The following is a 12,545-nucleotide window of genomic DNA, read 5'->3' on the forward strand; positions in this document are numbered from 1 at the left end:
GAGAGCCGCGACACTCCGGGCGCGTCGATGATGCGCCTGTCGACCGTCACCTACGGCACGCTTCTGGCGATCATGCTGGGCTGGCTCTTGTGGATCGGGAAGGATCTGCTGGTGCCGGTCATCGCGGCGGTGGTATCTCTCTACGTCCTGTCGGCGGCGGCGACCTTCCTGGGCAGCTTCACGGTGCTGCGGAGGGCGCCGGAATGGCTGTTGCGTGTCATGGTCCTTCTGGCGTTCACGCTGGCGCTGGCGCTGATCTTCGTTCTCATCATCACCAATTTCGCCCGCGTCGCGGCCGCGCTGCCGGGGTACGAGCGCAATCTCGACGTGCTGGTCGGGCAGGTGGCGCAGATGTTCGGCATCGAGGACGAACCGAACTGGGAGATCGTCCGCGACGCGACGCTGGGTCGGTTCGACGCCATGCGCTTCATCGCGCCTCTGGTCAACTCGATCCGCAATTTCGGTGTGACGCTGTTTCTCATCGTGCTCTACGCGTCGTTCTTCTTCGCCGAGCGGCTGCATTTTGCCAAGAAGCTGGGGATTGCGCTTGGCGGCTCCCAACAGGGCGAGCAGGCGGTCGCGCTGATCAACCGGATCAACGTCCGGGTCAGCGACTATCTCCTCGTGAAGACCTTCGTGAACGTCGTCCTCGGCTTGCTGTCCTATGCGCTGATGTGGGCGATCGGGATCGAGTTTGCCCCGTTCTGGGCGGTGTTGATCGCCTTTCTCAATTACATCCCGTATTTCGGCTCGCTCATCGGCGTCGTCTTTCCCGTCGTGCTGAGCCTGGTGCAGTCGGGTTCGATCGGGTTCGCCGTGCTGGCGCTGGTTCTGCTGACCACCGCGCAGGTCTATGTCGGCGCGGTCCTGGAACCACGGCTGATGGGACGGCGCTTTAACCTCAGTCCCGTGGTCGTGCTTCTTGCGCTGGCGTTCTGGGGCGGGCTTTGGGGCATCGCCGGGGCGATCCTGGCGGTCCCGCTGACCGCAAGCCTCATCATCGTGCTGGCCGAGATCGACGAGACCCGGCCCGCGGCGGTGATGCTGTCGGCCAGCGGCGAGGTCTGAGGCCGCCGCGACAGGGCTCGTAACCGGACGCAAACTCGGACACGATGACCGTGCAGGGGCCGACTCCGTCGGCCGGAGGAGACTGTGACAGGAAAGGACCAGAGAATGCGGATCGGCGTTCCGAAGGAGATCAAGAACCACGAATACCGGGTCGGCCTGACCCCCGAAAGCATCGCGGAATGTGTCCGTCACGGCCACGAGGTGATGGTCCAGAGCGGCGCGGGCGCAGGGATCGGCGCGAGCGACGCGGACTACGTCACCGCGGGCGGCGCCATCGCCGACACCGCCGAAGAGGTCTTTGCCGGCGCGGAGATGATCGTGAAGGTGAAGGAGCCTCAGGCGGACGAGCGCAAGTTGCTGCGCGAGGGGCAGATCCTGTTCACCTACCTGCACCTCGCCCCCGATCCGCAGCAGGCGAAGGACCTTATGGCCTCGGGCGCGATCTGTATCGCCTACGAGACTGTGACCGCGCCGGGCGGCGGGCTGCCGCTGCTCAAGCCCATGAGCCAGGTCGCGGGCCGCCTGTCGGTGCAGGCGGGCGCGACGGCGCTGGAGACGCCGCGCGGGGGGCGGGGCATGCTGCTGGGTGGCGTGCCCGGCGTGACGCCAGCGCACGTGACGGTGATCGGCGGCGGCGTCGTGGGGTTCAATGCCGCGCAGATGGCCGTCGGCCTGGGCGCGCGGACCACGATCCTGGATCGCAACCCCGACGTGCTGGAGCGGTTGTCGCACCATTTCGAATCCCGCGCCGGGACACGCTTTGCAAGCGCCATGAACTTGGAGGACGAGATCGAACGCGCGGATCTGGTTATCGGTGCCGTGCTGGTGCCGGGGGCCGCCGCGCCGAAACTCGTGCAGAAGCGGCACCTCGCTACAATGAAGCCCGGGGCGGTGCTGGTCGACGTGGCGATCGACCAAGGCGGCTGCTTCGAGACATCGCAGGCGACGACCCACGATGATCCGACCTACACCGTCGAGGGGATCGTGCATTACTGCGTGGCCAATATGCCCGGCGCGGTCGCGCGGACCAGCACCTATGCGCTGAACAACGTGACCCTGCCGCATGTGCTGGCGATCTCGGACGCCGGGTGGCGGGCGGCGCTGCGCGACAACCCGCATCTCCGGGCCGGGCTCAACGTCGCCGACGGCAAGCTGACCCACGCCGCCGTCGCCGCCTCTGTCGAGGGGCCCACTGCCGAGCCCGAGGCGATCCTGGGCGCGGCCTGACCGGCCAACAGCTGCCCGCACGACCGGCAGGGCGGTGCCCGGATGCCGGATCGTGCGGCATCCGGGTCGGCGGGGCTTCACGATTTTCGGGCACGGCGTGACACGCGGCGGTTGCAGGCATAGGTGGCGCCGTGCGGATCGGTCCGGCGTTGCCCCAGCGGGCCGGCCGGTCCCGGACCCGCCGAGCCACCGCACGGAGTGTCGCCATGACCGCCCTCGCGACCGTCGCATACGCGCCGCTTCTGGCCGCGGCGCTGGCCGGTGTCGGCGTGCCCGAAGGCACGGCGCAGGACCTCGTGCACAACGTCGCGGCGTCCGATCCCACGGCGCCGGTCACCATTGGCGTGCTGCCCGAGGCGGCCCTGTCGCGGGGCGAGGCGCTGCTGGCCGCGCAGCCGGCGCTGCCGCCGTTCCTTGGAAGCGGGGGCGGGCGCTTCGAGGCCGAGGCGGTGTCGGGATCGGGACGCTTCCAGTTCAGCTCCCGCCACGAATGGCCGATCTGGGTACGCGCCGAGGGCGAGTGGTCATCGGGCGAGACCTCGGGCAGCCGCTCGTTCCACACCGAGATCGGCGGGCATTTCTACCGTCAGAAGAACCTCAGGATCGGCGGCATGATACAGTCGGACCGCCGCGCGGGCACGCGCGACTCGGTCCGGCTGAAGCGAGAGGACTGGATGGCCGGGCCCTATGTCGTGATGAAGCACGGCGGCCAACCTCTTGTATTCTCGGGCTCTCTCCTGTTGGGTACGGGGCGGATCAGCGCCGGGGCCAGCGGGACGGCGCAGAGTTATTCCGCGTTCCGCTCGATCCTGACGCTGGGCGTGACGGGCTCGGTCCAGCTGCCGGGGATGACGCTGTTGCCGCATCTGAAGTTCGGCCATCTCAGCGGCTACTCCCCGGTCTACAGCGCCCCCGCCCAAGCGTCCGAAGCGATCAGCGTGATCAAGTCCGAGGTCGGTCTGGATTTCTCGCGTCCGATCGGCGCCGCGGACCGCGGGCTCGAACTCGTCGGCGGCCTCACCGGGCATCTGTCTCGTGCCGAACGCGATCGAGAGCTCGAGGATTTGTCCTATGGCCGGGTCGACCTGGGCCTGCGCCATTCCGACAGCGCGGGCAGCGAGACGCGGATCAGCACCTTCGTCGACGGGCTGGGCGGCGACCGGCAGAGCAATGTCGGTATCGGGCTCTACCTAGATCAGAAATTCTGAGCGTCACCTGCGCCGGCGACCGGTGCCGCTTTTTCAGGCGGCTGCGACGGTGCATCGGCGTAAAACCGTTCGCTTTGCCCGCCTGTTTGGCGGGCGCTTGCCAAAGCGGCCGGTCGCACGGGCGCGTGATTTGTTCCCGGCGGCGCAGGGGCCATCCTCCCGCGCGTGGAGACATACAATGCGAACGAGGTTTGCCGTGACCGAGATCAGTCCCAGCCGCCGGGCGTTCCTGGGTGCCGCGCTGTCGACGGGCGCCTTCTACCTGCTGCCCGAGGCCGCCCGCGCGCAGGCGGAGACGCCGATGGAGATGGCCGGAGAGGCGCATCCCTTTTCCTTCGACCGCCTGATCGAGGACGCCCGCACGCTGTCGACCCATCAGTTCATCCCGATGAAGCCGCGCGAGCCCGATATCCTCGAGCGGATCGACTATGACCGGCACAACCAGATCCAGTACCGCGAGAACGCGACACTGTGGAGCGCGAACGACACCGCGCCGCCGGTACGGTTCTTCTTCCCCGGCCGTTATTTCAAGGAGCCGGTGCATATCTACGCGGTGTCCGACGGCATGGCGCGGGAGATTCCGTTCTCGCCCGACCTGTTCCGCTTTCCCGAAGATCACCCCGCCCGCCAGCTGAGCGACACGCGCGGATTCGCCGGGTTCCGTGTCATGGATCAGGAGATGGACGCCGACTGGCTGGCGTTCCTCGGAGCGTCGTATTTCCGCACCGCCGGTTACAGTGGGCAGTTCGGCCTGTCGGCGCGGGGCCTTGCTCTGGACACCGCGGTTCCGGGTGGGCCGGAGGAGTTTCCGCGCTTCACCCGGTTCTGGCTGGAGCCCGGAGAGGGCAGCGATCTCGTGTCGTACGCGCTTCTGGAAAGCCCCCGCGCCACTGGCGCCTACCGGATCGCCTCGCGCCGGGAGGATGGCGTGATCCAGGACATTGAGGCGAAGGTCTTCCTGCGCGGTGACGTCGAGCGTCTGGGTGTGGCGCCGCTGACCTCGATGTTCTGGTTCGGCAAGCACAACGACGACGTCGCTCCCGACTGGCGGCCCGAGGTGCACGATTCCGACGGACTGGAGGTGCATACCGGGAACGGCGAGCGGATATGGCGCCCGTTGAACAACCCGCCTCGGATCATGACCAACGCCTTCGGCGTCAGCGGGGCGCGCGGTTTCGGTCTGATGCAGCGCGAGCGCGATTTCGATCAGTATCTGGACGACGGCGTCTTCTACGAAAAACGCGCGAGCGCATGGGTCGAGCCGGCCGAGGATTGGGGCGACGGCGAGGTCATGCTGATCGAGCTGCCGACCGACGACGAGATCCACGACAACATCGTCGCCTTCTGGCGGCCCGACAAGCCCGCCACGGCAGGATCCGAGCACGACATCCGCTATCGGCTGCACTGGGTGCGCGACAACCCGGTGCCTCCGGTGGCCGCGCGGTTTCTGGCCACCCGGATCGGGGCCGGCGGCATTCCCGGCCAGCCGCGGCCCGAAGGCGTGGTGAAGATCGTCTGCGATTTCGAGAACCGCGGGCTCGAGGACCTGGCGCGCGACGATGGGGTCAAGGTGAACGTCGAGGCCTCGCGCGGGGAGACCGTCAACACTGCCGCCTATCCCGTCGTCGACGCGGACTACTGGCGTGCGATGTTCGACCTCGACTTCTCGGAGATCCCCGAGGACGACGACGCCCCGATCGACCTGCGGATGTTTGTCTCGCACGAGAACGACGCCAAGACCGAGACGTGGATCATGCAGCTCTTTCCGTCGCAATTGCGGCGGTTGCTGGAGTCGCGCGCCTGACGGGCCTCAGTCGCCCGAGGCGTCCGCGATCTCCTCGGCCTGCTCGCAGGTCGGCGGGCCGTTGCGGAAGAAGTCCGCGGGCACGTTGCGCGCCTCGGTGATGATGAGGTTCTGCGTTTCGTCCCACGGCATGTGCCGCTCCCACACCAGCCGGCCCTCGGGATCGACCTCGAGCGCGCGTCCGTGCTCGGCCTCTGTCAGAAGGATGTTGCCGTTGGGCAGGAACTGGTGCTTGCCGCGCCGCCAAGTGTAGAACGGCAGCGCCTCGCTGCCCGCGAAATCGACGCTCAGGCTGTCGTCTGCGGGGTCGATGCGGCGGATCAGCGACCGCCCGGTATCGGTGCCGTTGTCGAACACGGTGATCGTGCCGTCAGGCTGAAAATCGGGATCGTGCTGCTTGATCCAGGGCCCGTGATGCCACCATTTCAGCGCACCGCTCTCGGGATCGACAACCGCGACGAGGTTCAGCTCGCGCAGGCTGATCAGCACGTCTCCGGCCTCGAACATGGGGAAGGCGTCGGCCATCTCGGCGCGCAGCGGTTCGGCGTCGTTGGGGTGGAAGGGGTCCGCGAGGTATGTCATCTCTTCGTCGGCATCCTCGGGCGTGCGCGTTCGGATGTCGAAATAGGCGCGCTGTTCGCCGTCGCGGGCGGGGATGATGTCGTCGGTAAGCGACAGGGTCCGCAGCTCGTCCCCCGTCTCGGCGTCGATCCAGGCAATCTCGTCGCCCTTCCATGTCAGCAGCTGCCCGGTTCCGTCACGGGTGATCGCGTGGTGATAGCTGCCGTTCGTCACCCACATCGGCGCCCCGCAGGCATCGACGCGGGCGATCGCATTGCCGGCATCGAAGGTCACGGCGAGAGAGCCGTCCTCGAACACCTCCATCCCGTGCAGCATGACGTTCTGCGGCTGGCGGTCGGGGTCGAACTGGCCATAGCGGATGGGCCAGCGGTGTATCTCCTGACCCGCGTCGTCGAACAGCCGCACCACGTGCACCGACTCGTCCTGCCGCTCGCTCAGGCCCGTCACGAGCGTATAGCCTGACGCCGAGGCGTCCTCGATCCGGACGGCGAATCCCCGGTCCGGATCGGGGGGCGTGTCGTTGTCGTCGGGCCTGACCAGGTGGCGCGTCGGTTCGAGCGCGAAGTCGTTCTTCCAGTTCTTCGACAGGTCCGTCAGCGTCCGGTGCGCCAGCCCGATCTGCGGCGCGGGAAACCAGCCGCGCCATGCCGCGAAAGTGCCGTAGACGGTCGCGATGACCACCAGCGAAACGAGGAAGGCCGCCGGGGCCAGCAGGTCGGAGAAGCGTCTGTTCATGAAGCGGTGGCGTCCTTCAGCACCGGGGTGTGGCCGATGGCGCGGCGGCGCAGCTCGGCATAGACGTCGTCGGCCCGCGTCATCAGCGTGGCGGGCACGTCCGAGGGTTCGGGCACCGGCCGCGGGGCGCGCAGGGTGCCGGCCATTCCCGTCAGCGGCCGGGAATCGTCCATCCCGAGCTTATCGGCCAGAAGCGCGAGGTGACGGTCGGGCGCGCGGCACAGCGCGTCGTGATCGACGAAAACCGCGTTCGGCGGCGCGGTGGCCAGGACGTGTTCGTAGGCGTCGACCCAGTAGCGCAGCCAGAACTCGGGCGTGTCCGCGCCGCTCTGGTCATGGGGGCCGCCGGGAAAGGCGATGGGCTTGAGCGCCTCGCCGAACTCGAAATGCCCGATCCCCTGCATGTATTGCCGCGCGAAGGGTTCGCGCGCATGCAGATCGGCAAAGCGGCGGTGCTGGCGCAGCAGGGACTCCGTCTGCGACCAGGGATCACGCACCGGGATCAGCAACGTGGCGTCGGGGAACAGCGTGTGCAGCAGCGGCAGCCGCGCGATGTTGGCGTTGTTCTTCGAGACATAGCGTGTCGCGCCGGGGCGGCTGGCGACGATCTTGGCCATGTGCGTGCGGAAGAACGACTCGAACGCCTCATCGCGCTCGTCGGCGCTCCACGGCTGGATGGTGCAGCCCGCGTAATGACCGGGCCAGAAGGTCATCCACAGCATCTCCTCGAACGCCTCGGGGCTGTCGATGCCAACGTCGATCCCGTCCCCGTGGGCGCGCTCGGCACGCGTGCCGCTCTTGCGGAACACGCGCGAGAAGCCGCCCCAGAGCAGCGGGGCGAGGGTGAAGGGCATGTGCCGGTAGGTGGCCGAGGCGAAGTCCGGCGCGCCGGACAGCGTCTCCAGCAGGATCGTCGTCCCGGCTCGCGGCAGCGAGGTGATGAAGACCGGGCGGGCCGCTGCGTCGGTGTCGATGCGGCGGCGGTAGAGCCGTGTCTCGACCTCTCCGAGCCGCCGCTGCCGGTCGGGAGAGGCGAAGGCGTAGTTGTGCAGCGCCTTGTCGAGCGGGTCGTAGGGCACCTCTTCGCGGTCGCCGGTCTCGGCCGCCCGCGTGCGGCGCGACAGCACCAGCCAGAGCGCCACGGCCACCACGCAAGAGCCCAGGATGAATGGCCAGCCGAGCGCCGTGTCCATCGCCGCGCCGAGGTCGTAGAGGTCGAGCGCTGCCCCACCCCAGACCATTAGGGCGGCCGCCCCGCAGGCGGCGATCCCGGTGCCGGCGATGGCGGCGAAGCTGCCCAGCAGCGACAGCGAGGCGCGGCGCACGCGCGCCTCCTTCTCGTCGTCGCCAAGCTCGGGGTCCGCGATCGTGCCGATGGCGGATTGCGCCGTGCGCACAGCGTTACCGGCGAGTTGCTGCGCGCGCAGGACATGAAGCACTGCCACGAAGGCGACGAGCCCCAGCAGCAGCGCGAGAACCGTCATTGGCGGGGTCCGGTGGTCCTGGCGGCCGGATCGTTCGGCGCCTTGCGGCTGCGCATCAGCCGCTTGATCGGGTACCAGACGAAGCCGACCACGGCGAGCAACAGCGCGGCGATCAGCGCGATCATCGTGCCGATGGCGGTGAGCCCGGCGCCGGGCCCGACATAGGCCTGTGCGGCAACGGGGGCGAGCGGCACGAGGCCGCCGGATACCGCGAGCAGGGCGGTGCGAAATTTGGGGATGCAGTTCCTCATGGCAGTCTCCATAGATTGCTCGACGGAATGTTAGGCACCCGGCGCCGTCTTCATAGGGCGGCCCCCACAGGCGGGCGGCGCGCCGCCAAAGCGAGCGCGGGAGGCGGCGGGATCGTGCCAAGGATAGGCCTGAATCGGCGCAACAGGGCGCCCGGGACCGGCAGCCCTCTTCCGATCGGAGCCGCGTGCTCAGCCGGTCAGCATCGCGGGAACGAGGCCGCGCAGCGCGTTGCCGACGAACAGGCGGTCCGCGTTCCGCAGGTCTTCCGCCGCGAGGACGACCTCGCGGGCGCGGCCCGACTGCAAAAGCTGCGCGCGCAGGACGCCGGGCAGGCACCCGCTCTCCAACGGCGGTGTGATCAGCGCGCCCGCCCGTTCGACGAACACCGAGGTGATCGCACCCTCGGCGACCTCCTGGCGCTCGTTGAGAAAGATCATCTCGTCGATTCCGTCGGGCAGAGCGGCGCGTGCCGCGTCGTAGAGGGCCCGGCGTGAGGTCTTGACCCGCAGCCACGGATCGTCAGAGCGCACCGGCGTGTCCGACAGCGCGAGATGCCAGACGTCCTTTGTCGGAGGCAGGGGGTGCGCGGTGACGGCCACGTCGCCGGCCGTCGTTACCGTCAGCCGCAGGCGGCGGGCCGTGTCATGCCGTTCGGCGCGCAGGGCCGCATGGGCCGCATCGGGGTCGAGCGGGATCTCAAGAAGACGGCATGTCCGGGTCAGTCGCTCGAGGTGGTGGGGCAGCAGGGCGATTCCGTCCGCCGGCTCGAAGCGCAGCGTCTCTATGACGGAGAGGTCGGCGGGACATTCCGCGCGAAGGCGCTCTTCAAGAGAGCTTCCCGGTACTCCTCGCCCGCGTCGCTGTCCCATACGATTCCGCCCCCGACATTGAGCGTCACGCGGCCCGTCCCTTCGACCAGCAGCGTGCGGATGGCCACATTGAAACACATCGCCCCGTCGGGCGCGATCCAACCGATCGAGCCGCAATAGGCGTTGCGCGGCTCGGGCTCCAGTTCCCGGATGATCTCCATCGCGCGGATCTTCGGGGCGCCCGTGACCGAGGCGCAGGGAAAGAGCGCCGCGAAGATGTCGTGCAGGGACAGGCCCTCGCGCAGGGCGCCGGTCACGGTGGAGGTCATCTGGTGGACCGTGTTGTAGGGCTCGATCTCGTACAATCTGGGAACCTTCACGCTGCCGGTCGTGCAGATGCGCGACAGGTCGTTGCGCAACAGGTCCACGATCATCAGGTTCTCGGCCAGGTTCTTTTCGGACGTGGCCAGCCAGCGGGCAAGGCGCGCGTCCTCGTCCGGCGTCGCCCCACGTGGCACGGTACCCTTCATCGGCCGCGTCTCGATCGTGCGGTCGGGCCGGACACGGAAGAACTGCTCGGGCGAGCGTGACAGCACGACCGGCCCGCCCAGATCGACACAGCAGCCATGCGGAACTGGCTGCCGGCGCGACAGCGTTCCGGCCACGGAGGTGACATCGCCCGAAAGATGCCCCTTCAGAGGGAAGGTGAGGTTTACCTGATAAACATCGCCGGTGCCTATATAATCCCTCACACGATCGAAGGCGGTTCGGTACCCCTCCTCGTCCGGCGGCGGCCCCAGATCCAGCGTGCCGGTCGCGCCTGCGTCCGGGGCCGGAGGCATCTCCGGCCCCTCGAACAGGCCGAAGAGCAGAAGCGGAACCGCCCGGTCCGCCGGCAGAAGGGGCGCCAGCCGCGGCTCGAAGCAATAGCCGGCCTCGTAGCTGAGATACCCCGCGCTCCACAGGCCGCGCCGGCGCGCGTCGTCCAACCGCTCGAGGGCGGCGAACAGCTCGTCGGGGGTGTCGGCGCGCACGATCTCGACCGGCCGCAGGAAGGCGGCGGGGTTGCCGTTCGGACCGTGGTCGAAGGTGACGGACATGGGGCGAAGCTCCGGCGGCTGTTCCGCGTCCCAGTATAGGCCCGCCCCGCAACGTCAACCGGGAACTCGCTGTGCGGCGGGGCGGATCGGCGGATCCGGCTTGGTCGGATCGAGACCGTGGACCCGCCCGCCGCCATGCTCAGGACAGCACGTCTCGCAGGGACGCCTCGATCTGGCCGCCACAGTAGATGTCGCCGAACTCTGCGTCACTCCATTCGCGCAGCCGGGTGAGCGCCTCGCTCGCGGAGAGGCGCCGGCAGAGCGCGGCCACCGAGGGGGCGTGCTGTTCAAGCTGCTCGGCGAGAGGTGGCAGCTTGTCGGTCATCGTGTACCACAGCGAATAGGTCACGAGATCGGCGAGGCCGGGCGCGTCTGTGCCCAGCATGTGCCCGGCGTCCGCGGTCAGCCCGTGACGCCGGCCGGTCTCTTCGAAGATCTGCATCCACCGGGCGAGGCGCGGCTCGTACTCCGCCCACTTGTCCGCCGTCCACATCTCGCGCCCGCCGTCGCAGGTAATCTCGTCGAGGATGTCGTTGCTGTCGGCGATGATCTTGTGCGTCAGCGCGGCATGATGGCCGTTGGCGGGCAGCAGGCCGAAACGATCTCCGAGATAGGCGAGAATTGCAGGCATCTCAGAGATGTAGACGCCATGCTTCGAGTCGTGGATCAAGGGTGGTGCCATGAAGGGCACGGGCTGGTCGGCCACCTCGCGGCCCATCATGTCGGCCGTGGCGTCGGTGCCGGCCTCGGTCCAGTCGGCCCCGGCATGAGCCAGGACCGCGCGCGGAAACTCTCCGCGAAAGGGCGCGGGCCAGTAATAGACGGTGAAATCGGACATTCGGGGCACTCCTTGCTCGGGCTCGGAATGGCCGCTGCACTTTCGGCGCGGCCTCACTTGGACTAACACGTTCACATCCCCCGACGTTTCCGCCCGTCGACCGGTCGGACGTCACGCCCGCGTGACGCGCGCAGCAGGAGCGAGATGCATGCTTCAGGTTCTCGGCACCATCTGGGCGCTGCTCTTCGGGGTCGTCCTGATCATGCTCGGCAACGGCATGCAGTCCACGCTGATGGGGGTCCGGGGCGGCATCGAAGGGTTCAGCACGTTCGAGCTGTCAGTCGTGACCTCGGCCTATTTCGCGGGTTTCCTCGTGGGGTCGCGCACAGCATCGGTGATGATCCGCAAGGTCGGGCATGTCCGGGTGTTCGCGGCGCTGGGGTCGTTCATGTCCGCCGGGCTGATTGCCTTTCCCCTGATCGCCGAGCCGTGGGCCTGGACGCTGTTGCGCGTAATGCTGGGGTTCTGCCTGTCGGGCGTCTACGTCTCGGCGGAAAGCTGGCTGAACAACGCCGCGACCAACCGCACGCGCGGAACGGTGCTGTCGGCCTACATGGTGGCGCAGACCCTGGGGCTGGTCGCGGCGCAGGGGCTGGTGAACGTGACCGACGCGGCGGGCTTTGCGCCCTTCGCGCTGGCGTCGATCCTGGTGTCGCTGTCCTTTGCGCCGATCCTTCTGTCGGCGCAGCCGATCCCTGTGGCCGAGCGCATCAAGCCGCTGACCCTGCGCCAGCTCTACGACCAGTCGCCGCTGGGGACGGTGGGCATCCTGCTGCTGGGGGGCGTCTTTGCCGCGCAGCTTGGCATGGCCTCGGTCTATGGCAGCACGCTGGGGCTGAGCGTCGCGCGGGTGACGACGTTCGTCGCCGCGATCTTCACCGGCTCGCTGCTGTTCCAGGTGCCGGTCGGCTGGCTGTCGGACATGATCGACCGGCGCAAGCTGATCCTCGGCGTGGCGGCGATCGGCGCGGTGGCTTGCGCGACTCCCTGGATGCTGGGACCGGCCTATCCGATCCTGCTGGCGTCCGGCTTCGTCATGGGCGGCATGGCGAGCCCGCTCTACTCGCTTCTGGTGGCCTACACGAACGACTATCTCGACGTCGACGATATGCCCGCGGCGTCGGGCGGGCTGATCTTCATCTACGGCCTCGGCGCGATCGTCGGGCCGCTGGCGACCGGGCAGCTGATGGAGATCGCCGGGCCCGAGGGCTTCTGGGCCTTTCTCGGACTGCTGTTCGCGGCCATCGCCGTCTACTGCGCCTGGCGCATGACCCGCCGCGAGGCGCCGTCGGTCGAGGAAAGCGGCAGCTACGTCAACCTGTCGCCCACCGCCTCGCAGGTGGCCGTCGGCGCGGCGCAGGAATGGGGATACGAACAGGCGGCCGAGGACACGGCGGACGACGATCCCGACGCCGAGCGCAAGTGAGCCCCGCCCGAC

General features: G+C 68.4%; 11 protein-coding genes. 5 read left to right on the plus strand and 6 right to left on the minus strand.

What is annotated here, in order from left to right; all coding sequences use genetic code 11:
- Positions 1-27: 27 nt before the first annotated feature.
- From BMZ25_RS17290 to BMZ25_RS17305, 4 genes are all read left to right on the plus strand, one after another.
- Positions 28-1,068, plus strand: a complete 1,041-nt coding sequence (locus BMZ25_RS17290; protein ID WP_235859923.1) for an AI-2E family transporter — start codon at positions 28-30, stop codon at positions 1,066-1,068.
- A gap of 105 nt (positions 1,069-1,173) precedes the next feature.
- Entirely contained in the window at positions 1,174-2,295 is a 1,122-nt protein-coding gene (gene ald, locus BMZ25_RS17295) for an alanine dehydrogenase (protein WP_092695898.1), read from the plus strand.
- A gap of 206 nt (positions 2,296-2,501) precedes the next feature.
- Positions 2,502-3,503: a hypothetical protein gene (locus BMZ25_RS17300; RefSeq protein ID WP_092695899.1), complete on the plus strand. Its 1,002-nt coding sequence runs from the start codon at positions 2,502-2,504 to the stop codon at positions 3,501-3,503.
- Positions 3,504-3,699: 196 nt separating this feature from the next.
- Entirely contained in the window at positions 3,700-5,307 is a 1,608-nt protein-coding gene (locus BMZ25_RS17305; RefSeq protein WP_235859924.1) for an OpgD/OpgG family glucan biosynthesis protein, read from the plus strand.
- A 6-nt stretch (positions 5,308-5,313) separates the two neighbouring features.
- Here the strand turns inward: BMZ25_RS17305 and BMZ25_RS17310 are convergent, their stop codons facing one another.
- From BMZ25_RS17310 to BMZ25_RS17335, 6 genes are all read right to left on the minus strand, one after another.
- Positions 5,314-6,624 (minus strand): arylsulfotransferase family protein, encoded by a 1,311-nt coding sequence (locus tag BMZ25_RS17310; RefSeq protein ID WP_092695901.1) that lies wholly within the window; start codon positions 6,622-6,624, stop codon positions 5,314-5,316.
- A complete protein-coding gene (locus BMZ25_RS17315) occupies positions 6,621-8,108 on the minus strand; it encodes a sulfotransferase (RefSeq protein WP_092695902.1) in 1,488 nt (495 codons plus the stop codon). The genes BMZ25_RS17310 and BMZ25_RS17315 overlap by 4 nt, the downstream gene beginning before the upstream one ends.
- On the minus strand, positions 8,105-8,359 hold the full coding sequence (locus BMZ25_RS17320; protein ID WP_235859925.1) for a hypothetical protein: 255 nt from the start codon (positions 8,357-8,359) through the stop codon (positions 8,105-8,107). Before BMZ25_RS17320 ends, BMZ25_RS17315 begins: the two co-directional genes overlap by 4 nt.
- A gap of 189 nt (positions 8,360-8,548) precedes the next feature.
- On the minus strand, positions 8,549-9,229 hold the full coding sequence (locus tag BMZ25_RS17325) for an aminotransferase class IV family protein (protein ID WP_092695903.1): 681 nt from the start codon (positions 9,227-9,229) through the stop codon (positions 8,549-8,551).
- Entirely contained in the window at positions 9,142-10,269 is a 1,128-nt protein-coding gene (locus BMZ25_RS17330; RefSeq protein WP_092695904.1) for an aminodeoxychorismate synthase component I, read from the minus strand. Before BMZ25_RS17330 ends, BMZ25_RS17325 begins: the two co-directional genes overlap by 88 nt.
- Before the next feature lie 139 nt (positions 10,270-10,408).
- Positions 10,409-11,107 carry a glutathione S-transferase gene (locus tag BMZ25_RS17335; protein ID WP_092695905.1) on the minus strand — a complete coding sequence of 233 codons (699 nt, stop codon included), beginning with the start codon at positions 11,105-11,107 and terminating at the stop codon, positions 10,409-10,411.
- 148 nt (positions 11,108-11,255) lie between these two features.
- On the opposite strand from BMZ25_RS17335, the gene BMZ25_RS17340 reads away from it, so the two are divergent.
- Positions 11,256-12,533: an MFS transporter gene (locus tag BMZ25_RS17340; RefSeq protein ID WP_092695906.1), complete on the plus strand. Its 1,278-nt coding sequence runs from the start codon at positions 11,256-11,258 to the stop codon at positions 12,531-12,533.
- The last annotated feature ends 12 nt before the right edge of the window (positions 12,534-12,545 follow it).

It is taken from the genome of Tranquillimonas rosea (genome assembly GCF_900111315.1).
In the GTDB taxonomy this organism is placed as follows: domain Bacteria; phylum Pseudomonadota; class Alphaproteobacteria; order Rhodobacterales; family Rhodobacteraceae; genus Tranquillimonas; species Tranquillimonas rosea.

Coding starts and splice junctions, on each gene's coding strand:
- BMZ25_RS17290 (WP_235859923.1), top strand. CDS start 28: ATGATGCGCCTGTCGACCGTCACCTACGGCACGCTTCTGGCGATCATG.
- ald (WP_092695898.1), top strand. CDS start 1,174: ATGCGGATCGGCGTTCCGAAGGAGATCAAGAACCACGAATACCGGGTC.
- BMZ25_RS17300 (WP_092695899.1), top strand. CDS start 2,502: ATGACCGCCCTCGCGACCGTCGCATACGCGCCGCTTCTGGCCGCGGCG.
- BMZ25_RS17310 (WP_092695901.1), bottom strand. CDS start 6,624: ATGAACAGACGCTTCTCCGACCTGCTGGCCCCGGCGGCCTTCCTCGTT.
- BMZ25_RS17315 (WP_092695902.1), bottom strand. CDS start 8,108: ATGACGGTTCTCGCGCTGCTGCTGGGGCTCGTCGCCTTCGTGGCAGTG.
- BMZ25_RS17320 (WP_235859925.1), bottom strand. CDS start 8,359: ATGAGGAACTGCATCCCCAAATTTCGCACCGCCCTGCTCGCGGTATCC.
- BMZ25_RS17325 (WP_092695903.1), bottom strand. CDS start 9,229: ATGGGACAGCGACGCGGGCGAGGAGTACCGGGAAGCTCTCTTGAAGAG.
- BMZ25_RS17330 (WP_092695904.1), bottom strand. CDS start 10,269: ATGTCCGTCACCTTCGACCACGGTCCGAACGGCAACCCCGCCGCCTTC.
- BMZ25_RS17335 (WP_092695905.1), bottom strand. CDS start 11,107: ATGTCCGATTTCACCGTCTATTACTGGCCCGCGCCCTTTCGCGGAGAG.
- BMZ25_RS17340 (WP_092695906.1), top strand. CDS start 11,256: ATGCTTCAGGTTCTCGGCACCATCTGGGCGCTGCTCTTCGGGGTCGTC.